20 protein-coding genes and 1 pseudogene are annotated in these 22,086 nt (G+C 71.8%); 7 read left to right on the top strand and 14 right to left on the bottom strand.

From position 1 onward, the window contains the following. The first annotated feature begins 74 nt into the window (after positions 1-74). Positions 75-506: a Zn-ribbon domain-containing OB-fold protein gene (locus OG747_RS25140; RefSeq protein WP_405881608.1), complete on the top strand. Its 432-nt coding sequence runs from the start codon at positions 75-77 to the stop codon at positions 504-506. After that, on the top strand, positions 482-1,285 hold the full coding sequence (locus OG747_RS25135; protein WP_405881607.1) for an enoyl-CoA hydratase/isomerase family protein: 804 nt from the start codon (positions 482-484) through the stop codon (positions 1,283-1,285). Before OG747_RS25140 ends, OG747_RS25135 begins: the two co-directional genes overlap by 25 nt. A 36-nt stretch (positions 1,286-1,321) precedes the next feature. Here the strand turns inward: OG747_RS25135 and OG747_RS25130 are convergent, their stop codons facing one another. Both OG747_RS25130 and OG747_RS25125 read right to left on the bottom strand, forming a co-directional pair. After that, the gene (locus OG747_RS25130) at positions 1,322-3,652 is read right to left on the bottom strand and encodes a PQQ-binding-like beta-propeller repeat protein (protein WP_405881606.1); all 2,331 of its coding nucleotides are present in this window, start codon (positions 3,650-3,652) and stop codon (positions 1,322-1,324) included. 255 nt (positions 3,653-3,907) lie between these two features. Then, on the bottom strand, positions 3,908-4,660 hold the full coding sequence (locus tag OG747_RS25125; protein WP_405881605.1) for a VOC family protein: 753 nt from the start codon (positions 4,658-4,660) through the stop codon (positions 3,908-3,910). 122 nt (positions 4,661-4,782) lie between these two features. Between OG747_RS25125 and OG747_RS25120 the strand changes: the two genes are divergently transcribed. Continuing rightward, positions 4,783-5,430 carry a TetR family transcriptional regulator gene (locus tag OG747_RS25120; RefSeq protein ID WP_405881604.1) on the top strand — a complete coding sequence of 216 codons (648 nt, stop codon included), beginning with the start codon at positions 4,783-4,785 and terminating at the stop codon, positions 5,428-5,430. Between the two features lie 127 nt (positions 5,431-5,557). Here the strand turns inward: OG747_RS25120 and OG747_RS25115 are convergent, their stop codons facing one another. Continuing rightward, complete coding sequence (locus OG747_RS25115) at positions 5,558-6,070, bottom strand: nitroreductase family deazaflavin-dependent oxidoreductase (RefSeq protein WP_405881603.1); 513 nt, start codon at positions 6,068-6,070, stop codon at positions 5,558-5,560. Then, positions 6,070-7,266, bottom strand: coding sequence for an acyl-CoA dehydrogenase family protein (locus OG747_RS25110; RefSeq protein WP_405881602.1), 1,197 nt, complete (start codon positions 7,264-7,266; stop codon positions 6,070-6,072). Before OG747_RS25110 ends, OG747_RS25115 begins: the two co-directional genes overlap by 1 nt. A 163-nt stretch (positions 7,267-7,429) precedes the next feature. Here OG747_RS25110 and OG747_RS25105 point away from each other — a divergent pair, with 163 nt between their 5' ends. Then, positions 7,430-8,602: a thiolase C-terminal domain-containing protein gene (locus OG747_RS25105; protein WP_405881600.1), complete on the top strand. Its 1,173-nt coding sequence runs from the start codon at positions 7,430-7,432 to the stop codon at positions 8,600-8,602. 193 nt (positions 8,603-8,795) lie between these two features. Here the strand turns inward: OG747_RS25105 and OG747_RS25100 are convergent, their stop codons facing one another. After that, positions 8,796-9,773, bottom strand: coding sequence for an AraC family transcriptional regulator ligand-binding domain-containing protein (locus tag OG747_RS25100; RefSeq protein ID WP_405881599.1), 978 nt, complete (start codon positions 9,771-9,773; stop codon positions 8,796-8,798). A gap of 402 nt (positions 9,774-10,175) precedes the next feature. Between OG747_RS25100 and OG747_RS25095 the strand changes: the two genes are divergently transcribed. Next, positions 10,176-10,874: a pyridoxal 5'-phosphate synthase gene (locus OG747_RS25095; RefSeq protein ID WP_405881598.1), complete on the top strand. Its 699-nt coding sequence runs from the start codon at positions 10,176-10,178 to the stop codon at positions 10,872-10,874. A 76-nt stretch (positions 10,875-10,950) separates the two neighbouring features. Here OG747_RS25095 and OG747_RS25090 read toward each other — a convergent pair. From OG747_RS25090 to OG747_RS25055, 8 genes and pseudogenes are all read right to left on the bottom strand, one after another. Beyond that, a pseudogene (locus tag OG747_RS25090) lies at positions 10,951-11,157 on the bottom strand (chlorophyllase); the annotation flags it as partial. A gap of 70 nt (positions 11,158-11,227) precedes the next feature. Then, entirely contained in the window at positions 11,228-12,139 is a 912-nt protein-coding gene (locus OG747_RS25085) for a GNAT family N-acetyltransferase (protein WP_405881597.1), read from the bottom strand. Between the two features lie 62 nt (positions 12,140-12,201). Beyond that, on the bottom strand, positions 12,202-12,816 hold the full coding sequence (locus OG747_RS25080; RefSeq protein WP_405881596.1) for a GNAT family N-acetyltransferase: 615 nt from the start codon (positions 12,814-12,816) through the stop codon (positions 12,202-12,204). A 31-nt stretch (positions 12,817-12,847) separates the two neighbouring features. Further along, a complete protein-coding gene (locus OG747_RS25075) occupies positions 12,848-13,303 on the bottom strand; it encodes a Zn-ribbon domain-containing OB-fold protein (protein ID WP_405881594.1) in 456 nt (151 codons plus the stop codon). A 284-nt stretch (positions 13,304-13,587) separates the two neighbouring features. Continuing rightward, positions 13,588-14,790: an alpha/beta hydrolase family protein gene (locus OG747_RS25070; protein WP_405881593.1), complete on the bottom strand. Its 1,203-nt coding sequence runs from the start codon at positions 14,788-14,790 to the stop codon at positions 13,588-13,590. A gap of 450 nt (positions 14,791-15,240) precedes the next feature. Continuing rightward, entirely contained in the window at positions 15,241-16,173 is a 933-nt protein-coding gene (locus OG747_RS25065; protein WP_405881592.1) for a hypothetical protein, read from the bottom strand. After that, a complete protein-coding gene (locus OG747_RS25060) occupies positions 16,170-16,526 on the bottom strand; it encodes a PadR family transcriptional regulator (protein WP_405881591.1) in 357 nt (118 codons plus the stop codon). Before OG747_RS25060 ends, OG747_RS25065 begins: the two co-directional genes overlap by 4 nt. A gap of 407 nt (positions 16,527-16,933) precedes the next feature. After that, on the bottom strand, positions 16,934-17,614 hold the full coding sequence (locus OG747_RS25055) for a TetR family transcriptional regulator C-terminal domain-containing protein (protein ID WP_405881590.1): 681 nt from the start codon (positions 17,612-17,614) through the stop codon (positions 16,934-16,936). A 380-nt stretch (positions 17,615-17,994) separates the two neighbouring features. On the opposite strand from OG747_RS25055, the gene OG747_RS25050 reads away from it, so the two are divergent. Beyond that, positions 17,995-19,284, top strand: a complete 1,290-nt coding sequence (locus OG747_RS25050) for a flavin-containing monooxygenase (protein ID WP_405881589.1) — start codon at positions 17,995-17,997, stop codon at positions 19,282-19,284. Between the two features lie 89 nt (positions 19,285-19,373). On the opposite strand, the gene OG747_RS25045 is transcribed toward OG747_RS25050, so the two are convergent. Further along, a complete protein-coding gene (locus OG747_RS25045; protein ID WP_405881588.1) occupies positions 19,374-19,580 on the bottom strand; it encodes a hypothetical protein in 207 nt (68 codons plus the stop codon). A 237-nt stretch (positions 19,581-19,817) separates the two neighbouring features. Between OG747_RS25045 and OG747_RS25040 the strand changes: the two genes are divergently transcribed. Beyond that, positions 19,818-22,043, top strand: a complete 2,226-nt coding sequence (locus tag OG747_RS25040) for an acetate--CoA ligase family protein (RefSeq protein ID WP_405881587.1) — start codon at positions 19,818-19,820, stop codon at positions 22,041-22,043. Positions 22,044-22,086: the final 43 nt, after the last annotated feature.

Raw genomic sequence — 22,086 nt, 5'->3', positions numbered from 1 at the left:
GGACGACCTGAGGAAGGACCTGAGGACCTGAGGACCTGAGGACCTGAGGACCCTGAAGAACTGAGGAGCCCACGGTGAACGACCCCCTTCTCTCCCCCGTCCCCGACGACGACGGCGCCCCCTTCTGGGGCTACGCCGCCCAGGGCGAGCTCCGCGTCCAGGCGTGCGCCGACTGCGGCGAGCTGCGCTTCCCGCCCCGCCCCTGCTGCCCCCACTGCCAGTCCTTCGGCAGCGAGTGGCGGCGGATGAGCGGGCAGGGCCGCGTCTGGTCGTACGTCGTCCCGCACCCCCCGCTGCTACCGGCCTACGCGGCGCAGTCCCCGTACAACGCGATCGTCGTCGAACTGGCCGAGGCCCCGCACATCCGCCTGGTCGGCAATCTGGTGACGGGGCCCGGGGCAGCCCTGAACTCGCTCGCCGCTGAACGGATTCGGATCGGGGCGCGGGTACGGGTGGTGTTCAGCGGGGAGGGGCTGCCGCAATGGGTCCTGGAGGGCCGGTCGTGAACGGCGGCACGCTCCGGGTCTCGACCGACAAGGACACGGGCGTCGCGGTCCTCACCCTGAACCGCCCGGAGAAACTGAACGCCATCGACGAGCCGCTGGCGGCCGAACTCGCCGCCACCTGGCGGGCGTTCCGCTTCGACGACTCGGTACGGGCCGTCGTCCTCACCGGAGCGGGCGAACGGGCCTTCTCCACCGGCCTCGACCGCACCGCCGAAACCCCCCAGCCCACCTCCCCCTTCATGGTCGACGACCCGCTCCTCACCATCGGCCCGAAGGCCAACGACCTCTGGAAGCCCGTCATCGCCGCCGTGCGGGGCATGGCGTGCGGAGGCGCCTTCTACCTGCTGGGGGAGGCCGAGTTCATCGTCGCCGACGAGAGCGCGACCTTCTTCGATCCGCACACGACGTACGGCATGGTCAGCGCGTACGAGTCGGTGTACGCGGCGCATCGGATGCCGTACGGGGAGGCGGCGCGGACGGCGCTCATGGGGGGCGCCGAGCGGATGTCCGCGCGACGGGCGTACGACGTGGGGCTGGTGTCCGAACTCACCCCGCCCGGGGGCGCGTTGGAGGCCGCCGTCCGCTGCGCCACGGTCATCGCCGGTTACCCGCCGGAAGGCGTCCAGGGCACGGTCCGTGCCCTGTGGACCGCCCACGAGGCGTCCCGCGCCCAGGCCTTCTCCCAGGCGCCGCACCTCATCTCACTCGGCAATCTGCCGCCGGCCCGCCAGGCGGAGCTGTTCTCCGCGCGGCGCCCGAACGGGTTCCGGCTGCGCTGAACCGGGCCGGGGGCGCGGCCGAAGAACCGGTCACCCCTACGCCGTGCGTGCCGTCCCCGTGCCCTTCTCCGCGTCCAGCGCGTACACGCACCGGTCCTTGCTGCACGCGTACACCACCCCGTCCTTGACCACCGGCGCACCGGTGATCTCCCCACCCGTCGCCAGCTTCCAGCGGAGCCGGCCGTCGTCCGCCTTCAGGGTGTAGAGGAGATGGTCCGTCGAGCCGAAGTGGATGCGGCCCTCGGCGACCGCGGGCGCGCCCACGAGGTCTCCCCCGGCCTGGAAGCGCCACTTCGGGGTGCCGGTGACGGCGTCGAGGGTGTACAGCCCCTTGCCGCTGCCCACGTGGACGTGACCGGCCGCGACCAGCACCGGTTCGACCGACGAGCGGGCCTCCGTCGCGATGCGCCAGCGGTCACGGCCGTCCGTCGCGTCGAGGGCGTAGACCGTGCCGAGGTAGTCGGCGAGGTACACGCCGCCGCCCGTGACCGCGGGGCCGGGGACGAAGGCCGGCGGGCAGAGGAAGACCGCCGGGGCCTCGAAGTGCCAGCGGACGTGTCCGCTCGCGACGTCGACGGCGAGGACGCGGGTGCCCGCGGAGATGTAGACGTAGCCGTCGGGAGCGGACGTGATCCGTACCGGTACGCCCCCGCACGACGCCGCGTCGCCGATCGGGTACGACCAGCGCTCCTCACCCGTTCGGGCCTCCAGGGCACGCAGCCGGGCGTCCTTCCAGACGTACACCGTGCCGTCGTGGACGGCGGGCCCGGCCTCCGGGGACTCGAAGTCGGTCTGGGCGCCGGTGATCTCCCAGAGTTTCTGGCCGTTGGAGGCCTCCCAGGCCTGGACGCCGCCACCGCGCGTACCGGTGATGACCGTGCCGCGGTCGGCCTTCAGGGAGTACACCCAGGCGTCCGTGGACAGACGCCAGAGGTCCGCGCCCTCCCGTGCGTTCAGGGCGAACAGCGTGGGCCCGTCGGAAGCGTGGATACGGCCGTCCGCGACCGCCATCGACCACGCCACGTCCCGCGTCTTGAAGCGGCGCCGGCCGGTCGCGACGTCCAGGGCGTGTACCTCGAAGGAGGTGACGTAGACCAGGTCGCCCGCGACCGAGGGCGTACCCCAGACATCGTTGGACATGCGGAAGCGCCACGGCCGCCAGCCGGACGTGGAGTCCGGGACGGGGGGCGGCGGTGCGACCGCGGGGGCGGGGTCTGCGCCGTTGACACCGACGCGCGGGCGGGACCAGGAGGCGGCGAGGCCCGCCTCCGGAGGAGGTGCCTTCACGGCGGCGGCACGGGCGTCGGCGACGCGCGGCCCGGGGCCGATGGGCACCTGGGCGCCCGCGAGCCGTACGGGACCGGTGTCGGGCGCCCCGACGGGCACCGGAGCGTGCGAGGGCGGCGGGGGGAGAGCCGGGCGTCCGCCCCCGCTGCTCCGCCCGCCGGAGGACTGCGGCTTCACCGCCGGACGGCCCCCGCGGCGCGCCTCGATCAGGCCCACCGCCCGCTCGGGCAGCCACGCCGACGCCGTACCGCTGTCGTCGGAGCCGGAGCCGAAGAGGTGCGGAGCCAGTTGCGCCTGGAGGTCGGCGGGGTTGGGGCGGCCGGTCGCCTCCATCTGCATGCAGGACTCGATGAGCGGCCGCAGCTCGTCCGGGAGGCCCTCCAGGTCCGGGCCCTCGCGCAGCAGCATGAAGACCGTCTCGACGGGGTTGGCGCCGTGGAAGGGCGCGTGCCCCGTGGCGGCGAAGACGAGCATCGAGCCGAGCGAGAAGACATCGCTCGCGCCGGTCACACTGCGCGAGTCCTTCGCCTGTTCGGGGGACATGTAGGCCGGGGTGCCGACGGCGACGTTCGTCATCGTCAAACGGGTGTTCGATACGCCCGACGCGATACCGAAGTCGATGACCCGCGGTCCGTCCTCGACGACGAGGACATTCGAGGGCTTCAGGTCGCGGTGGACGAGCCCGGCGCCATGGATCGACTGCAGCGCCTCCGCGACGCCCGCCGCCAGCCAGCGCACCGCCTGGGCCGGCATCGGCCCGCACTCGTTCACTATTTCCTCGAGGGAAGGCGCCGGGACGTACGCGGTGGCCAGCCACGGCACGGCGGCCCGCGGGTCGGCGTCGACCACGGCCGCCGTGTAGAAGCCGGAGACCGCCCGCGCGGCCTCCACCTCACGAGTGAAGCGGACCCGGAACAACTGGTCCTCGGCGAGCTCCGTCCTGACCGTCTTGATCGCCACGCGCCGGCCCGAAGCCGAGCGCGCGAGATAGACCAGCCCCATGCCGCCGGCACCCAGCCGTCCCAGCACCTCGAACGGCCCGATCCGCCGCGGATCGTGCTGCGTCAGCTGATCCACCACTTGCCTGCCACCTCCCCGTACGAACCACGTCATCCACATATGAACGCGGCCCCGTGCAGCGTCTCACCACCGCACCGCCATGGCGGCACGCACCCCGATTCTTCCTGTCCGCGCCACAGGTTGCGAACCCGGGGGCGGATCGGGGTGTCTCCGGACAAACCGGAGTGTCAGTTCGGCGAGTCACCAGCGATTCACCATGGAAATACGACGATCCGCCCTCGGAAATGCGGCGATTCGCCCTTGAAGCACGGCCATTCACCGCTGGAGTACGGCGAACGACGCCCCTTGATTGTCCGTGACGACGGCCACTCTTCCGTACGAGGTGTCGAAGGGGGGCACCTGGACACGGCCGCCGAGCCGGTTCACCGTCCCGAGTACCGCCCCGCAGTCCTCGACGCCGAAGTGGACGAGGAAGTGCGGCGGCATCTCGGCCGGGAAGACATCGGAGACCGGCGCGCGGCCGAAGTCGGGGGCCGCGTCGGGGCCGAAGAGGGCGTCGTGGAAGAGGCTGCCGTAGAAACGGTCGACGGCCGCCGGGTCCCGCGCGTACAGCTCGGCCCAGCAGAAGGAGCCCGGCTCGTGCCGCTTGCCGAAACCGGCGTGGGTACCGGGCTGCCAGAGACCAAAAACCGCCCCCTCGGGGTCCGCCGCGAGGGCCGCCGTACCGAAGAGGCCGATCCGGGTGGGCGCAGAGATCATCTGGCCGCCCGCCACCTCGATCCGGCCCGCGAGCGCGGCGGCGTCCGGGGTCGCGAAGGACACCGTCCAGACGGTGGGCATCCGGCCGTCCCACTTGGCGGCGAGGGCGGCGACGGGCTCCCCGTGATGGCGCGCGCAGACCCCCGCCTCCCGCGGCCCGAAGCCCTCGCCGAAGGTCCAGCCGAAGAGCTCGCCGTAGAAGCGCTTGCCCGCGTCCAGGTCGGGAAGCTGCGCGTCGACCCAGCAGGGGACGCCCTCTGGGTAGGTACGGGGCGCATCGGATGCGTCAGATGCCCGGGATGCGGCCATGCAGCCAAGTTAATGCCCTTTAACCCATCTCGCGCGGCGACCCAGGGCGCCACGCGGCGCACGCACACCCCATTTGCAGTCGGCCGAATCGCGCTCCGATCACCCCTCGGTAAGCTGACGGCATGACAGGACAAGTACGCACCGTCGACGGCCGCGTGGCCGGACGGCGAGGGCAGGCGACCAGGCAGAAACTGCTCGACTGCCTCAGTGAAATGCTCAGCTCGTCGCCCTACCGGGACGTCAAAGTCATTGATGTCGCCCGGAAGGCGGGCACGTCCCCGGCGACTTTCTACCAGTACTTTCCGGACGTCGAAGGCGCCGTCCTGGAGATCGCCGAGCAAATGGCCATAGAGGGCGCCGGGTTGACCCAGCTCCTCGAAGGCCGCTCCTGGGTCGGCAAGGCCGGCTGGGGGACCGCGCAGGAACTCGTGGACGGTTTCCTGGAGTTCTGGCGCAAGAACGAGGCGATCCTCCGGGTCGTCGACCTGGGTGCCGCCGAGGGCGACAAACGGTTCTACAAGATCCGTATGAAGATCCTGAACTCGGTGAACAACTCCCTCGCGGACTCGGTCGCCGAGCTGCAGTCCAAGGGCAAGGTCGACAAGGACGTGAACCCCGCGGCGATCGCCGGTTCCCTCGTCGCGATGCTCGCCGCGGTGGCCTCGCACCAGAAGGGCTTCCAGACCTGGGGTGTCAAACAGGCTGAACTCAAGCCGAACCTGGCGCTGTTGGTCCATCTCGGTGTAACCGGGAAGAAGCCGACGAAGTAGCGCATCCGCGCGCCACGCCCCTTGGGGGCCACTCGGCCCAACTCCTGTCATGCAGGCGGTAGTTCACTCCGGCAACCGATCGATCACACAGATGGTCGATCACCCCGGTGGGCTGCCGCCCGCCGCGCTATGTATGGCGCTGTACGATCCGGAACAGCCGGATCTCGCGATCGATCCGCGCCTGGTACGTGGCGTACGGCGGCCAGAACGCCAGCACCGCCTTCCAGGCCGCGTCCCGCTCCTCCCCCGCCAGCAGATGAGCCGTTACGGGGATGTCCTCGCCCTTCCAGTTGATCTGGGCGTCCGGATGAGCGAGGAGATTGGCGGTCCAGGCCGGGTGATCGGTGCGCCCGAAGTTGGACCCGATGAGAATCCAGCTGCCCGCCCCCTCCGCCCCCTCCGGTCCCTCGGGCATGCAGGCCAGTGGCGTACGCCGCTCCAGCCCGCTGCGGGCGCCCCGCACGGTCAGCACGATCCCTGGCAGCAGCTGCGCACTGAGCAGCACCTTGCCGCGCGTCAGCCGGTGCACCGCGCGGTCCAGGCCGGGAATGAGGTGCGGGGCGACGCGGGCGAAGACCCGTGTCGAGGACACCTTCTGCACGCCCCGCACAACGGCTCGCGAGCGGATTCCCGGGGCCATCAGACCGCCACCTCCACACCGTCGAAGAGCCGGGCCGCGTCGGCCGCGTACGCCCGCAGCCGGTGCACGGGACCGAAGAGCAGTTCGTCGCCGGAGGCCCGCTTGAAGTACAGATGGGCCTCGTGCTCCCAGGTGAAGCCTATGCCGCCGTGCAGCTGGATCGCCTCGGCCGCGGCGGTCCGCAGCGCCTCCAGGCCCTGCGCGAGCGCGAGCCCCCCGACCCGCTCGCCACCGCCGGACCCGGCGGTGGCCCAGGCCGCGTAGTACGCCGCGGACCGCGCCGCCTGAATCTGCACATACACATCCGCGAGCCGGTGCTTCACGGCCTGGAAGGACCCGATCGCCCGCCCGAACTGCTCGCGCTGCCGCACGTAGGCGACGGTCCGCTCCAGCGCCCGGTCGGCCGCGCCGACGGCTTCGACGGCGAGCACGGCGGCGGCGGTGTCCCCGACGGAGGCAAGCGCGCCGAGCACGTCATCGTCTTCCCCGCCGAGCAACGCCGCCTGTACGTGGCGCAGTTGAATGCGCCCCTGCGCCCGAGTCTCGTCCAACGACGTCTGCCGCGCTCGCATGAGCCCCCGCGCGCCCTCCGCCACGAGGAAGATCCGTGTCCGCGACCGGGCGAACCCGCCGGTGTGCGCGGCCACCAGCAGGAGCCCCGCGCTGTGCCCGTCGAGAACCCGTTCCACCTCCCCGTAGAGGCGCCACCCGCCCTCCTCACCCCGGCGGGCCTGCACGCCTCCGGCGCGCCCGCCACCCGCCCAGTCCCCGCCGTTGTCGCCGACCAGGCCGAGGGCGGTGGGGAGCCCGGCGCCCGGTACGGCGAGGGCTGCGGTCAGTTCGCCGGCCGCGATCCGGGGCAGCAGTGCGGCGCGCTGGGCTTCGGTGCCGAGGGCGAGGATCAGCGGGGCGGCGAGTACGGCGGTGGCGAGGAGGGGGGAGGGCGTAAGGGCCCGCCCCGACTCCTCGCAGGCGAGGGCGAGCTCGGCGGTCGAGCAGCCGACCCCGCCGTACGCCTCGGGGAGGGCGAGCCCCGGCAGCCCGAGCCGCTGCGCGAGCGTGTCCCAGAGCCCGGTGTCGTATCCGACGCCGGTCCGCACGGCCGCCCGCACCTCCTCCGGACCGCAGCGCTTGAGCAGGAGTTCCCGCAGGGTGCGGCGGATCTCGTCCTGTTCGGCGGTGAAACGGGCGTCCATGGGCGGGCCAACCCTTCTCCCAGATCTGACGGTCCGTCATATTAGGCCGGGGCGAGGGAGATGCACAGAGCGGTGATGCACAGAGCGGTGATGCACAGAGCGGTGATGCGCAGAGCCATGACGGCCTCCCCGGGCCACACCCATCTGATGTACCGTCAGATTCATGATGCCGGGGAAACGCAAGGTGGCCGTCGTGGGTGTCTCCCTCTCCGACTGCGGCCGGGTGGACGACGCGACCCCCTACGCCCTGCACGCCCAGGCCGCCCGCCGCGCACTGGCCGACGCGGGGATCGACCGTTCACTGGTCGACGGCTTCGCCTCGGCGGGCCTGGGCACGCTGGCACCGATCGAGGTCGCCGAATACCTCGGCCTGCGTCCCACCTGGGTCGACTCCACCGCCGTCGGAGGCTCCACCTGGGAGGTCATGGCCGCCCACGCGACGGACGCGATCACGGCGGGCCACGCCGAGGCCGTCCTCCTCGTCTACGGCTCGACGGCCCGCGCGGACATCAAGGCGGGCCGCCGCACCGGCAACCTCTCCTTCGGCGCCCGGGGCCCGCTGCAGTTCGAGGTCCCGTACGGCCACACGCTGATCGCCAAGTACGCGATGGCGGCGCGCCGCCACATGCACCAGTACGGCACGACGCTGGAACAGCTCGCCTCGGTGGCCGTCCAGGCGCGTGCGAACGCGGCACTGAACCCGGAGGCGATGTTCCGCTCCCCCATCACCGCCGACGACGTCCTGTCCGGCCCGATGATCGCCGACCCCTTCACCAAGCTGCACTGCTGTCTGCGCTCCGACGGCGGCGCGGCGGTGCTGCTGGCGGCCGAGGAGTACGTACGGGACTGCCGTACGGCCCCGGTCTGGGTCCTCGGCACCGGGGAGCACGTCTCGCACACCACCATGTCCGAGTGGGCCGACTTCACGGTGTCCCCGGCGGCTGTGAGCGGACGTCTGGCCTTCGAGCGGGCGGGGGTGCGGCCCGACGAGATCGACGTGGCCGAGATCTACGACGCCTTCACGTACATGACACTCGTGACCCTGGAGGATCTCGGCTTCTGCGCGAAGGGGGAGGGCGGGCCGTTCGTGGACGCCGGAAAGGGGCGGCTGACGGTGGGCGGCGAACTGCCGGTGAACACCGACGGCGGCGGGCTGTCGGCCCAGCATCCCGGGATGCGCGGCCTGTTTCTGCTGGTGGAGGCGGTGCGGCAGCTGCGCGGGGAGGCGGGGGAACGGCAGGTGAGGAAGGCGGGCGGAAGGCTCCCGGAGCTGGCGGTGGCCTCCGGCACGGGCGGGTGGTTCTGCTCTTCGGGGACGGTGGTGCTGGGACGGTAGGGCCCCGGCGGGGGTTCAGACGCTGTCGGCGAATCCCGGTCGGCGTGGCGGGCGGTCTGGCCGGTGGCCCAAGGACCACGGTGCCTAGTGCCGTGACAGGCGCTAGCCCGGAGAATGTGACACTTGCGCGGCGAGTGTCACATTCCCGCGGCCGACTACCCAGCCGCAGCGGATTCGCCAACAGCGTCGGGGTTCAGTGCGTGGCCCAGCGGCGTCTGGCCCGGCGCAGGGCGCGGGCGTCGGAGTAGCCGAGGAGACCGGCCTCGCGGTCCAAGGGCGCGGCCGGGTGCCGGTGGAGCCGCGCGAACTGCGTCTGCCGGGCGCGGTCGAGTTCATGGCGCCAGGTGGTGCCCGCCTCGGCGAGCCGGCGCTGGAGGGTTCTGGGACTCGTCGCCAGCCGTCGCGCGACGGCGGTGAGAGAGACCGTGCCCTCCTCCGCGAGCGTCTCGGCGGCCAGCGCCTGCTGGACGCGGTCGGGCCAGTTGGTGGGGCGCGGCTGGATGTGCGGCAGCAGGGCGGCGTGGCGCTCAAGGATGGCGGCGAGGACGGGATCGGCGGTGCGCAGCGGCAGCGCCAGATCGGCGGCGCGCAGGGTCACGCTGTCGGTGTCGGCCCCGTACGCGATCCGGGTGGTGCCGAGGAAGTCTGCGAACGTGGTGGACCTGCGCGGTGCGCGCTGCCGCAGGCTGACCTCCACGGGGCTGATCGGCCGTCCGGTCGCCCAGCGGGAGCGGGAGAGCAGGTCGGACATCCCTGTCTGGATGGCCAACTCCCGCCCCCGGTCCTCGTCCTCGGCCAGTGAGAAGGTGACCCGCACGACCCTCTCTTTGGCGGCCATGACGGCGTACTGCCCCACGCCGGTGATCAGGTCCACATGGCGCCCGCTCGCCGCGTAGCCCTCCCCGAGGGTCCGGGCCGTGGTGAACAGGTAGTCGTAGACGCCGAGTTGACCGACGGCGAAGTCGGCGCCGACGCGCAACCCGACGTCCGGTAGATCGTGGTGGTGCTCGGCCAGTACCAGGGTCCGCAGGAAGCAGTCGTTGGCGACGGTGATGTCGTCGCTGTCCATGGCCCACGCCGGGATACCCGCTTCCCGGGCAAGGCGGCCGGCCTCGTGTCCGGTCCGCATCGTCCTCGCGAGCACCATCTTCGGCAGGGCAACACTGCACAAAACAGGCACCTCACAACACCGTGGCGGCGACTGGCGTGTTCAGCCGCGTCGCTGACACGTTCGGTCCTCCCGCGCAGGCCATTTCGCGCCACATCTTAGACGCAGGTAAAAATGCGACGGCTTCTTCCGCTCCCTGGTGCCACGGGGGTGCGCCAGGGATGCGGGAGGTCGGGGCAGGACGGTGACGGTGGCCGTGTCATTGCCGGGGGCCACCTGTTGTAGGCGCCGCCGATGTGACAGATGACCCGTGCGGTGTCACATTCGCGCCGGGCACCTCTCTTGCGCAGGCCCACCGCCTTCAGCCGTACGACGTCCTCGGCGGCGAGGGGGAGCAGGAGGAAGGCCGTCCAGGTGGGCGCAGCTCTGCCGGACCCGCGAGTGATACCGAGTGATACTCGGGGCATGGGAACGGGAACGGATCTTCACGAGCTGCTCAGGTCACTGCGGGTGTGGGACGTCGAGCTGCCCTCCTTCGAGCCGACAGCCGCGCCCGCCGAACCACTCCCCCTGTTCACGGAGTGGTTCGCGGAGGCGGTGGCGGCGGGGCAGAGCGAGCCGCACACGATGTCGCTGGCGACGGCGGACGAGGACGGTCTGCCCGACGTCCGGATCGTGATGCTGCACGGCGCGGACGCGGACGGCTGGGCTTTCGCGACCCATGCCAGCAGCCGCAAGGGACGCCAGCTCGCGGCCCGCCCGTACGCGGCGCTCGGCTTCTACTGGCCCGCCCAGGGCCGCCAGATCCGACTGCGCGGCCCGGTCACGGTCGCACGGGCTGAGGAGGGCCAGGCGGATCTGCACGCCCGCTCGACGGGAGCGCTGGCCGCCGCGCTCGTGGGCAGACAGAGCGAAGTGCTCGGTTCCGTAGAGGAGTTGGGACGGGCCTCGGACACGGCCTGGGACCGTGCCCGGGACGAACCCGGCGCCCCGGCTCCGACCTGGACCCTCTACCGCCTCCAGCCGGAGGAGGTGGAGTTCTTCCAGGGGGACGCGAGGCGTCGGCATGTACGGCTCGTCTACCGCCGTACGGAAGACCGTACGGAAGACTGCGCCGCGGACGGTTCGACGGGAGGCTGGCGCAAGGAACTGCTCTGGCCCTGAGACGGGGGTGACGCCGGTGTGGCGGCGGTCGCGAGCACGACGTGGCTCGATTCGACGCCGAGCAGGGGGACCGCGGTTACTTGGATTCGACCCGTCCGAGCGGGTCGGGGCCGGCTGTCAGCGCGTCACGCGCGGCCTGTCAGGCGGAATCCCCGGGGTAGAGCTCGGTGCGGAGGTAGGACCAGGTGAGTCGCCCGACCGCGGACACCCGCACGGGGTTCTCGTCCGTGGTCTCGGCGACGTCATATCCGCAGACCCCGCCGAGCCCGTGCTCTGCGTCAAAACGCCCCCGCCGATTGGTCGAACTGCTCCTCCAGGGACTGCAGCGACCGCGGTCATCCTGATGTCGACGGTCAGCCCGTATGCGGCGACAAGAAATCGTAGACGGCGAAGTCGGCGACGGGACGGTAACCGATGCGCTGGTAGAGGCCGTTGCTGGTCGGATTGGCGAGGTCGGTGAAGAGGAGCACCTCGTCCGCGCCGGCGGCCAGCGCGGCCCGGCTGACCTCGGCGGTGGCGGCCCCCGCGTAGCCGCGTCCGCGCAGGGGTGCCGGGGTGTAGACGGGGGCGACCCGGATCTGCCCGGCGATCAGGGGGGTCACTCCGGCCATGGCGACCGGCGTACCGTCCGGCGTCTCCCAGAGCGTGACGCCGCCGTACGCGAGCCGGCTCTCGGTCCAGCCCTCCGGGTCCTGTCTCTCGTTCTGTCCGAAGATCTCGGCGAACTCGGAGTACCAGCGAGCGACGAGCGCGTGGTCGTCCTCGCCGGCCACCCGGGCCCGGCCGGGCGGGACGGGCGTCGGCGGCGTGAGCGTACCGAGCCGATACAGCCGCTCGCTTCTCCTGAGCTGGGCGTGCGCCCCGACGCGGCGCTCCCAGGCGGCGGCGAACTCCGCGGCCGTGTCCACCGGGCCACCGATACCCGGAAACGAGTACCCCTCGTCCGCGAGCCGCTCCGCCAGCGCGTCGACGGCCTCCGCCGGGAGGTCGGTGAGGTTGAGCTGGTACGGCGGCGTGTGGAACAGCACGGCCGACACCCCACCGACTCCGGACTCACCCCCGTCCCCGTCTCCGTCCCCGTCCGCGAGCCGGCCGAAGAACGGCGCCTCCTGCCCGTACACCCCCGGCCCCCGCCGGCGCAGCGCATTGGTCACCGACAGCGCCACCGTGTGCAGCGCGGGCCGCGAGCGCAGGAAGTCCCCCGCACTCGTGAGGAATTCGTCCAGGTCATGGGTGAACACCCAGTCGTGCGCGTCACGAGTCATGCCGGGCATGATCCCGCTCTCGGCATGCCCGGCGCCTCCGGTTTTCCGGGCGACGCCCGGGCCTACGGGCCTACGACCGGCAGCGTCGGCTCCGGGTCCGTCGCGATCCGTGCGTGCAGGTGGACGTCCCGGAACGCGTCGTGCCGCCCCGCCTCGAACATCGCCTCCCGCAGCGTCCCCTCGTACGGGAACCCGCACCGTTCGGCGATCCGGCAGGACGCGTCATGGCCGAGAGCGTGGCCCAGTTCGAGGCGGTGCAGGCGGACGGCGCCGAAGCCGTAGCGGGCGGCCAGGGCGAGGGCGCGGGTGGCGACCTGGTGGCCGCGGGCCTCCGGCAGGACCCAGTAACCGACGATGCCGACGCGTATGACGTGGTTGATGTCGTTGATGCCTATGTGACCGAGGGTCGTACCGGTGGCCGCGTCCGTGATGCAGAAGGAGACGGCGGTGCCGTCGGCGACACTCTGGGCGCGCGAGCGGAGCGAGTCATGGGCGCTGTCCAGATCCCGGACGATCTTGACCGGGGTGTTCCAGCGCTGGAACTCCGGGTCGGACAGCCCGCGCAGCCAGGTCGCGACATCGGCGTCGGATTCCGCGTCCCAGGGGCGCAGCCGCAGACCGTGGCCGTCGAGCACGGGGAAGGGGTGGTCGAGGGACTTCTCGTGGACTTCGGACATCCAGCCATTGAAACCCGTCGGCGCGCAGGGGTCACGCCCGGGGCGCCCGGCGCTCGCCACTCTGGACAGCCGTGCGCCGGGGCCGGAAAACGGGCACCCCTTCCCGGAACGCGACCTCCAGTTCCATCCCGATCCGCAGCGCGGCTCCCTCGCACTCCACCACCTCGGCCATCATCCGCGGCCCCTCCGCGAGGTCGACGACCGCGGCGACGTACGGCACGCGCGCGCCGAACGGCGGGAGGTCGTTGCGGTGCACGACGGACCAGGTGTAGAGCGTGGCGTGCCCGCTCGCGGGCTGCCAGCGCACGTCCTCGCTCCAGCAGTACGGGCAGAACTCACGGGGGTAGTGGTGGGCCCGGTCGCAGCAGGCGCAGTGGCGGATCAGCAGCCGCCCCTCGGCCGCAGCGTCCCAGTAGGGCCGGGTGAAGGCATCGACTTCGGGCAGATCGAAACGCGCCGCCCCGGCCCCCGCACGCTCCCCGCTCACGAGCACACCCCGATCGACCGGCACCTCACGAGAACAGCCCGATCGTGTCCATGGACTCCCCTGCTGTCGGCGAGATCTGACGGTATGTCAGTTCAGCGGATGAGGAAGCCCTTGACAAGACATGCGCGGCCAAGAACTCCCCCGCCGGGAACCGGGCCTCTCCCGAAACGGGCGCCGACGAGCCTCCGCACGGCGGGGACAGCAAGAGGTTCTCACCGCAGCTCTTCGCCGCGGCCGGGGCGCGTGGACCGCGGCGCGGGACGTGAGCGCCGCGGTCCACGGCTTCATGGAAGGAACTTCACCTCTGGGAAGGCCGCGCTCGGGCCGTCGAGCAGATGCCCTCGGCGGTGCCGCAGGTGCAGGTCGAAGAAGGCGAGCGGGTAGGCCTGTTGGATCCGTACCGACCGGGCCGGGTCGAGGGTGCCGATCCAGTCCTGGATCTGCTGGTCGGTCATGCCGAGGATCTTGCCTGCCTGCGGGATGAGCGTCGCGTTGTCGCCGTATGAGTTGTGGATGGCCCCGTCGGCCTGGATGTCCAGCCGCCAGCCGCGAAGGTGCGTCCAGAACTCGGCGACGTCCGGCATGGCGGCCCGGGTGAACACGGCGGTCATCATCATGAACGGCCGGTCCAGGTCGGCGGTGATGGTCGGCTGCATCGGGCCGTCGATGCTGAGCCCGGCCCTGACGCGCTGGTCGGCGAGCATGGTGAGCGCGGTGGCGGTGCCGCCCTTCGACCAGCCGAACGCGCCGATGCACCGCGGGTCGAGGGCGCCGAGCAGGCCCGGGGGCAGTGCCTTGCCGTCGACGTCGGGGTTGCGCCCGGCGGCGAGCCCCTCCACACAGTCGAGCAGGAACCGGAGGTCCGCGGCGAAGTCCCTCGGGAACATCGGAACGTCGCCCGGGGTGACCACCCGGCCGTCGGGGAACTCGGTGAACGTGTCGTGGGTGTGGTCGACGGTGACCACGGCGTAGCCGTGGCTGGCGAGTTCCTGGACGATGATGGTGTGGTCGGCGCGGTGGCTGCCCGCGCCGTGCGAGTACACGATGACGGGCAGGCGGTGGCCAGCACGGTGCACGGGCGCGCCCGCATGTGCGGCGGTGAGCGGGCCGAGGGCGGGGTCGAGGGCGAAGCCGGCGTCCGCCAGGAGCGCCCGCAACGCGCCCTCGGTCATCCAGGGGGCGCGCGGCAGGTCCTCCGCCCTGCGGGCGGGGTACCAGACGCTGGCCATCAACTCGCGGTGATGCCCCGGGCCGGCCACGGGATCCGGGCGTGAGGTGTCGACGAGGTGGAGCGGCACCGTGCCCACCGGGTGCGGTCCGGTGGGCGGAGGCAGTGTGAGTTGCACCGGGCTGGAGGCGGTCGGAGCCGCCCACGCGCGGGATGCGACGCCGAGCGGCACGGCAGTCCCGAGCCCAGCGATCAGCGTTGCCCCGAGCGTGCGACGGCGCGTCATTGGTTTTCGGCTGTTGGACGCCGTGACGGTCATGAATCCTCCCGAGTCTGGGTTTCTTGGACGGAACCGGGCTTGCAGCCCGTGGCGCTGGGTGTGGCGTGGCATCGTCATGGCCTCGCGCTGCTGCAGGTGCGGCTGGTTACGTTTGGCGGCCGGCAGGCGCGGCGGGCGACCGCATGTCGGTGTGCCCCCGTCGGGTGTGTCACGCGTCGGCGATGCCACAGTGCGGGGCAGGCCCTGCCGGTCCGGGCCGTTCGCGGTGGCGGGCGGTGACATGAACCATCCGCAAAAGCCGGCCCGGCATGGCGCCCGGCTGGGCAGGGAGGGCCAGGGTGGCCCGCGGTCGCAGGGGTGACCGCAGGGCGCGCCACCGGCGCGGGCCGCGTCGAAAAGACCTGGAAGACCTCACACAAGACCCGGCTGCCAGGAGACCCGACAGAAGCCCTGACCCGATCCGGGCCGCCGACCGGGCCCCGGATCCCGCTATGCCGCGCTCAGTGGGGTTACCTGGGCGCGGCGCCGGCGCGCGCGCAGGAGGGAGACCGCGCTGCTGAGCAAAACCACGAGCAGGGCGCCCACGCCCGCGGGGGAAAGCGGATAGAGCAGCGACGCCGTCATCTGCAGCGCGATGGGAAGCAGGGCCACCGACAGACCCGCGGCAAGCAACCGGTCACGCCTGCTGAAGAGCAGAGCGACCGCGAAGGCCCCGGCCCAGAGCGTATGGGTGATCGGCGGGCCCGCCGTCAGGGGGTAGTAGACGCTGACGAGCAGCGCCACCCACAGCGCGACGGCCAGCGCGGTGGTGCCCGCGATCGCGGCGCGCTGTGGCTGGGAGGGGCCGAGCAGGTCCCTGGGTGCGGCGAGGACGACGGCGCCGGTGAGCAACGGCACGGTCAGGTTCAGCGCAGCGCCCGCGTAGGTGCCGGCGAAGAGGTGCGCGAGCAGGAGCAGGGGGAGGTCGGCCAGCCGCAGCACCGTCGCCGGCACGACCAGTGCCCGGGCCGCACTCCAGCGCCCGGTCCAGACGGCCGCGAGTGCCGCCAGCCAGAGCAGCGGCATGAGGCCCTGGTCGGCCAGGGAGAGCAAGCCCGGGAGTGAGGACGAGCGCGGGGTCCGGATGCCGGGGGCGAAGAACCACAACAGGTTCGCCACGCTGCCGCCCGTCGCGACGGCGACCGTCAGCGGTGCCGCATGCGCCAGGACCTGACCGGCAGTTCGGTCGGAGCCCAGGCCGGTGTGCCGCCGTAGGCCGTGGCCGGCGACGTCGAGCGCCTCTCGCAGCCGGCCGAGGGGGCCGGCGTCCTTTGTGGCCTCGGCGTAGATCGCGCTCAACTCGGCTTCGTGCTCGGCACGGTAGGCGGCCGGGTGGAAGCGCAGGGCCCAACGGAGGGGGCGCGGCGGGTGCTGCTCCGTCATGCCAGGGCACCTTTCGGGCGGATGGCGGGGACGTTGCGGGCGGCCATCCGGCGCTCCGCCTCGGCGACGACGGCGCGCAGCCGCTCCGTCTCGGCGGCCAGCACGGAGCGGCCGGCCTCGGCGAGGGCGTAGACCTTGCGGGCCCGGCCGTCGACGACCTCCTCGCGCTCGACCCGGATCAGGCCCTGCTGGAGCAGCCGGTCCAGCGCGCCGTAGAGGGTGCCGGTGCGCATCCGCACGCGGCCCTGGGAGATCGCGTCGATCTCCTGGATCAGTCCGTAACCATGCCTGGGCTCGTCGGCCAGGGCGGTGAGCAGGAGCAGCGTCGGCTCTTGAAGCGGTCGGTCACTCATGCCGCCAATATATATCGGTGACCGACATATATTGTCGAGTGGCGCATCCACTCTGCAGCTCATAAAGCCCGATCCGCCGCCTTGGGGACTGCGGCGTATCCCGGCGGCCGTCCGCTTCCTGTCCCTGGAGCCGCTGCTGGGCCCGGTACCGTCGCTGCCTGTGCCGAGCAGGAGGGCCGGCTCGGTGAGATCGAGGGCATCGACCTCACCCTCGCCTTCCTCCGCCAGAAGCGCGAAGAGAGCCGGCGGCCGGCTCGCATCGCGCCGGTCCACCTCGGCATGACGGGTCTCCGGCCCGCAGGGTCGTGAACCAAATGGCAACCGGTGCACCGACGAAAGGCGCCGGCCACGTGGATCGACCAGGCGTGGCGAGGCGGACTCTCGTACTCTTGGCGATTGCTTCCCGGTCAGTGGGGATCGGTCCCGGGCGCGGTGCCGGAGTTGGATCGGGCTTCGTGCGGTGCACTGGTGGGCCAGGCGTTGAGAGCGGTTTCGACCACGCGTTCAAGGTCTTCGCGGCCGACCCCGTCGCATGCCTGGGTGGACATGCCCTGGATGACGGCCGCGTAGAACGTGGCCAGCGCGCCGGCGTCGGCGCCTTCGGGCAGGCGGCCTGCGCCGATGTCGGCGTTGATCTTTTCTTCGAGAGCGCGCTTGGTCCCCTCGCGGAAGGCGCGTAGTTCGACCTTGACGTCCTCGGCTGCCGGTGTGCAGTTGGTCGCGCCGTTGATGACCAGGCAGCCCGGCGGGTGGGTGGGGTCGGTGTATTCGGCCGCGGCCAGCCGGAGCAGCGTTTCGACGGCGCCGCGTGCGGTGGGTTCCGCCAGGGCGCGGGTCCCGTAGCTGCCGTAGGTGTGCGCATAGCGCTGGACGACCTCGCTGAACAGTTGCCGCTTGCTGGTTCCGCTTGACATGGCGCAGAGAAGAAGCCGAAACCACCGCAGCAGATCGTGACCGTAGCTCCGGCAGGTCAGCGGGCTCACATCACCAAGCAGCAGATCCCGCAGGTACCGGCTGACCGGCTCGATCTCCCGGCCGGCCCCATCGACCACCACGTACGGCAGCGAGACCGCGGTGCTCTCGATCACCGCGCCGATCCGCCGCAGATCAGCTCTGCCATCCATCAAGTCCCGATGCATACCCCAGAACTCACCACATCCAGACACAAGGAGGATGCTTCATGCCCCCACCTGCTGATCGCCACCGGATCCACCAGACAGTGCAGTAAACGGAGCGATGAGGCACCGCTGCTCTCCTGCGCCCCGATCCGCCGGACAGGCCCTGGGCCGGCCCGGGGCGCCTGAAGGCCGAGCCTCCTCATCCCCACCCCATTCGCCACCGACTCCACACATTCCAAGTGACCTACGCCACCAGCCCCACCCACTCCTCCTACAGCCGTGATCAGTTCGCAACCGATTCCGGGCTTGACCGAGACCTATCAAGTGACCACGTGATTACGCTCGCGCTCATGGCCGACTCGACTGCTTCCTCGACACCCCGCCCGGTGCCGTCCCACGAAGACCGCCCCGTGTACGTGATCGGCGGCGGCCCCGGCGGGCTCGCGGCGGCGTACGCGCTGCGCGCCCAGGGCGTACGGGCCGTCGTGCTGGAGAAGTCCGACCAGGTCGGCGCGTCCTGGCGGCGCCACTACGACCGACTGCACCTGCACACGACCCGCCGGCTGTCCGCCCTGCCCGGCCTCGCGATGCCGCGCTCCTTCGGACGGTGGGTGTCGCGCGACAACGTGGTGCGCTACCTGGAGAAGTACGCCGAGCACCACCAGCTGGAGATCGTCACGGGCGTCGAGGTCTCGCGCGTCGAGCCCGCCCCGGGCGGCGACGGCTGGCTGCTGCACGCCACCGGCGGGCGTGAACTGACCGGCAGCGCCGTGGTCGTCGCCACCGGCCACAACCACACCCCGCACATCCCGGACTGGCCCGGCCGCGACACGTACACCGGCGAACTCCTGCACGCCGGCGACTACCGCAACCCCACCCCCTACACCGGCCGCGACGTCCTCGTCGTCGGCGTCGGCAACACGGGCGCCGAGATCGCCGTGGACCTGGTCGAGGGCGGTGCCTCGCGGGTGCGGCTGGCGGTCCGTACCGCGCCGCACATCGTGCGCCGCTCCACGGCCGGCTGGGCCGCCCAGTTCACCGGAATTCTCGTACGACGGCTACCGGTGCGCCTCGTCGACGCCCTCGCCGGGCCGATGGCCAAACTCAGCGTCCCGGACCTGTCGGCGCAGGGGCTGCCCCGCCCCGACACCGGCCTCTACTCCCGCGTCAACGACGGCTCCATCCCCGTCCAGGACGTCGGCCTCATCGACGCCGTCCGCAAGGGTCGGGTCGAGATCGTCGCCGCGGTGGAGGGTTTCGAGGAGGGCAAGGTCGTCCTCGCCGACGGGAAGCGGATCGACCCGGACGTCGTGATCGCCGCGACCGGGTACGTACGCGCCCTGGAGGGCGTCGTCGGGCACCTCGGCGTCCTCGACGGCCGGGGCCGCCCGGTCGTACACGGCGCCCGCACCCCGAAGAAGGCGCCCGGCCTCTACTTCACCGGCTTCACCAACCCCATCAGCGGCATGTTCCGCGAACTCGCCCTCGACGCGGAGAAGATCGCGAAGGCCGTCGCGAGGACGGCGGAGAAGGTGACGGAGAAGGCGGAGAAGACTGCGGAGAAGGCTGCGGCGAAGGCGAAGAAGACTGCGGCCAAGACGGCCGCGCGCGACGCGGGTCCGACCCGCGCCGCGCGCTGATCTCCCGTCAGTTGACGTTCAGGGACGCCGTGTTGTTCGTAGCGTCCGGGTCGAAGGCGAAGTTCCCGAACTCGGGGTGAATGCTGACCTCACCGGTCGTGCCGGGCCCCACCGCGTCGATCCGCAACTGGAAGGCCCTTGGCGGCCGGGTCGCCGGAGCCGAGGTTCGCGAACCAGGCCGGGCCGTTGTTCTTGAAGGTGAGCGGGGCGGTCACCTTCTGGCCCGCCGTGCCGGTGACCGCGGCGCCGGTCACCGAGAAGTCGGCGGTGTTCTCCGCGCCGATCTGCAGGGCCACATAGTTGTCACGGTCCGCCAGTGTGCGGCACTCCGACAGGTTCCCCTCCCACGCGTGGCGGGTACGAACCAGGTGCCCGCCACGCAACGTCCACGCGACCGGCGAAGCGGCAGCCGTCCCTGCGGGAACCGCCCGCCGCACAGCCTTTTGCTTGCACAACGGTTCCTGACGCGGCGTCAGTTAAGTAATCTGACAGAGCGTCAGTTAATTGGCTGTCACACAGGAGCGGGCGGACCGATGCTTGGATCAACCCACGGCACCCTCACCACCGACTCCCGCCGGGCCCGCGTCATCGCCTGCGGCGAGCAGCCCTCACCGGTCGTGCACGGCCGCCCGGCCGACGTCGACGACCTCGACGTGAGCGGCCGTCCGCTGTACGCCGACGCCCCCGATCTGGACCGCTTCTTCCGCCCCGAGTCCGTCGCCGTCGTCGGCGCCTCGGACGCCGAGGGCCGGCCGAACACCGGCATCACCCGGCAGCTGATCGCCTGGGCCGAGCGGGTCGGCGCCCGGCTGCACCCGGTGCACCCCACCCGTCAGTCCGTCTTCGGCATCCCCTGCTCCCCTTCTGTCGCGGACCTGCCCGAGCAGGTCGATCTGGCCGTGCTGCTGGTCGGCGACCCGCTCGCCGTGATCGGGGAACTGGCCGAGGCCAAGGTGAAGTTCGCGGTCGCCTTCGCCTCCGGGTTCGCCGAGACCGGAGCCGAGGGCGCCGCCGCACAGGCCCACCTCGCCGCCGCCGTCCGCCGCTCCGGGCTGCGACTGCTCGGGCCCAACACCAACCTCAACGCCTTCGAGAAGTTCCGCGACGACCTCGACGGCCCCGCGATCGCCCTCATCACCCAGTCCGGACACCAGGGCCGGCCGGTGTTCGCGATGCAGGAGCTGGGTGTGCGGCTCTCCCACTGGGCGCCCACCGGCAACGAGGCCGACCTCGAGACCGCCGACTTCATCTCCTACTTCTCCGAGCAGCCCGAGGTCGGCGCCATCGCCTGCTATGTCGAGGGGCTCAAGGACGGCCGCTCCTTTCTGCTCGCCGCCGACCGCGCCGCCCGTCGCGGGGTGCCCGTCGTCGCCGTCAAGGTCGGCCGCACCGAGACCGGAGCGCGCACCGCCGCCTCACACACCGGCAAGCTGACCGGCGCCGACACGGTGGTGGACGCGGCGATGCGGCAGTACGGCGTGATCCGCGTCGACGGGCTCGACGAACTCCAGGACACCGCTGCCCTGCTGGCCCGCGCCCGCGCCCCGCGGGCCGACGGGGTCGTCGTCTATTCGATCTCGGGCGGCACGGGCGCGCACTTCGCCGATCTGGCGACGGCGGCGGGGCTGCGGCTGCCGGACCTCTCCGCCGCCAAGCAGGCCGAGCTGCACCAGTGGATACCCGAGTACCTGAGCGTCACCAACCCCGTCGACAACGGTGGGCACCCGGTCGGCGACTGGCGCGGGCGGAAGATCATCGACGCGATCCTCGCCGACCCGGCGGTCGGGGTGCTGATCTGCCCGATCACCGGGCCCTTCCCTCCCATGAGCGACAAGCTCGCGCAGGACCTGGTGGACGCGGCGGAGCAGACGGACAAGCAGGTGTGCGTGGTGTGGGGCTCGCCGGTCGGCACCGAGGCCGCGTACCGCGACACGCTGCTCGGGTCGTCCCGGGTCGCCACCTTCCGTACGTTCGCCAACTGCATCACGGCCGTGCGGGCCTACCTGGACCACCACCGGTTCGTCGCCGCCTACCGCTCCCCCTTCGACGAGGCGCCCCGCACCCCCTCGCCCTCCTTCCGCAAGGCGCGGGCGCTGATGCGGCCCGGGCAGCAGCTGAGCGAACACGCGGCGAAGCAGCTGCTGCGCGCCTACGGGATCCGGGTGCCGCGCGAGCAGTTGGTGACCAGCGCGGCGGCCGCCGTCCGCGCGGCCGGTCTCGTCGGCTACCCCGTGGTCATGAAGGCGTCCGGCGCCCAGATCGCCCACAAGACCGAACTGGGCCTGGTGAAGATCGGACTGACCTCCGCCAGCCAGGTCAGGGACGCCTACCGCGAGCTCGCCGACATCGCTCGCTACGAGGGGATCTCCCTCGACGGGGTGCTGGTGTGCCAGATGGTCGAGCGGGGCGTGGAGATGGTCGTGGGCGTCACGCACGACCGGCTCTTCGGGCCGACCGTGACCGTCGGGCTCGGCGGCGTCCTCGTCGAGGTGCTGCGGGACGCGGCCGTCCGCGTGCCGCCCTTCGGCGAGGACCAGGCGCGGAGCATGCTCGGCGAGCTGCGCGGGCGGGCCCTGCTGGAGGGCGTACGCGGGGCTCCGCCCGTGGATGTGGACGCGCTGGTCGAGGTCGTCCTGCGCGTACAGCGGATGGCTCTGGAACTCGGGGACGACATCGCCGAGCTCGACATCAATCCGCTGATGGTGCTGCCCAGGGGGCAGGGAGCGGTGGCGCTGGACGCGCTGGTCGTCTGCCACTGAGCCCCGGCGCCCCAGCCGCAGCCCCAGCCGCACCACCCCCCGT

The sequence above is a fragment of the Streptomyces sp. NBC_01384 genome, assembly GCF_045040035.1.
Taxonomy (GTDB): Bacteria; Actinomycetota; Actinomycetes; order Streptomycetales; family Streptomycetaceae; genus Streptomyces.
The sequence above is the reverse complement of the archived record's forward strand: the minus strand, read 5'-3'. Positions and strand labels throughout refer to the sequence as shown.

Coding starts and splice junctions, on each gene's coding strand:
- OG747_RS25085 (WP_405881597.1), bottom strand. CDS start 12,139: ATGACTCGTGACGCGCACGACTGGGTGTTCACCCATGACCTGGACGAA.
- OG747_RS25115 (WP_405881603.1), bottom strand. CDS start 6,070: ATGGCCCCGGGAATCCGCTCGCGAGCCGTTGTGCGGGGCGTGCAGAAG.
- OG747_RS25065 (WP_405881592.1), bottom strand. CDS start 16,173: ATGACGGAGCAGCACCCGCCGCGCCCCCTCCGTTGGGCCCTGCGCTTC.
- OG747_RS25120 (WP_405881604.1), top strand. CDS start 4,783: ATGACAGGACAAGTACGCACCGTCGACGGCCGCGTGGCCGGACGGCGA.
- OG747_RS25070 (WP_405881593.1), bottom strand. CDS start 14,790: ATGACCGTCACGGCGTCCAACAGCCGAAAACCAATGACGCGCCGTCGC.
- OG747_RS25080 (WP_405881596.1), bottom strand. CDS start 12,816: ATGTCCGAAGTCCACGAGAAGTCCCTCGACCACCCCTTCCCCGTGCTC.
- OG747_RS25110 (WP_405881602.1), bottom strand. CDS start 7,266: ATGGACGCCCGTTTCACCGCCGAACAGGACGAGATCCGCCGCACCCTG.
- OG747_RS25105 (WP_405881600.1), top strand. CDS start 7,430: ATGATGCCGGGGAAACGCAAGGTGGCCGTCGTGGGTGTCTCCCTCTCC.
- OG747_RS25050 (WP_405881589.1), top strand. CDS start 17,995: ATGGCCGACTCGACTGCTTCCTCGACACCCCGCCCGGTGCCGTCCCAC.
- OG747_RS25040 (WP_405881587.1), top strand. CDS start 19,818: ATGCTTGGATCAACCCACGGCACCCTCACCACCGACTCCCGCCGGGCC.
- OG747_RS25125 (WP_405881605.1), bottom strand. CDS start 4,660: ATGGCCGCATCCCGGGCATCTGACGCATCCGATGCGCCCCGTACCTAC.
- OG747_RS25060 (WP_405881591.1), bottom strand. CDS start 16,526: ATGAGTGACCGACCGCTTCAAGAGCCGACGCTGCTCCTGCTCACCGCC.
- OG747_RS25095 (WP_405881598.1), top strand. CDS start 10,176: ATGGGAACGGGAACGGATCTTCACGAGCTGCTCAGGTCACTGCGGGTG.
- OG747_RS25135 (WP_405881607.1), top strand. CDS start 482: ATGGGTCCTGGAGGGCCGGTCGTGAACGGCGGCACGCTCCGGGTCTCG.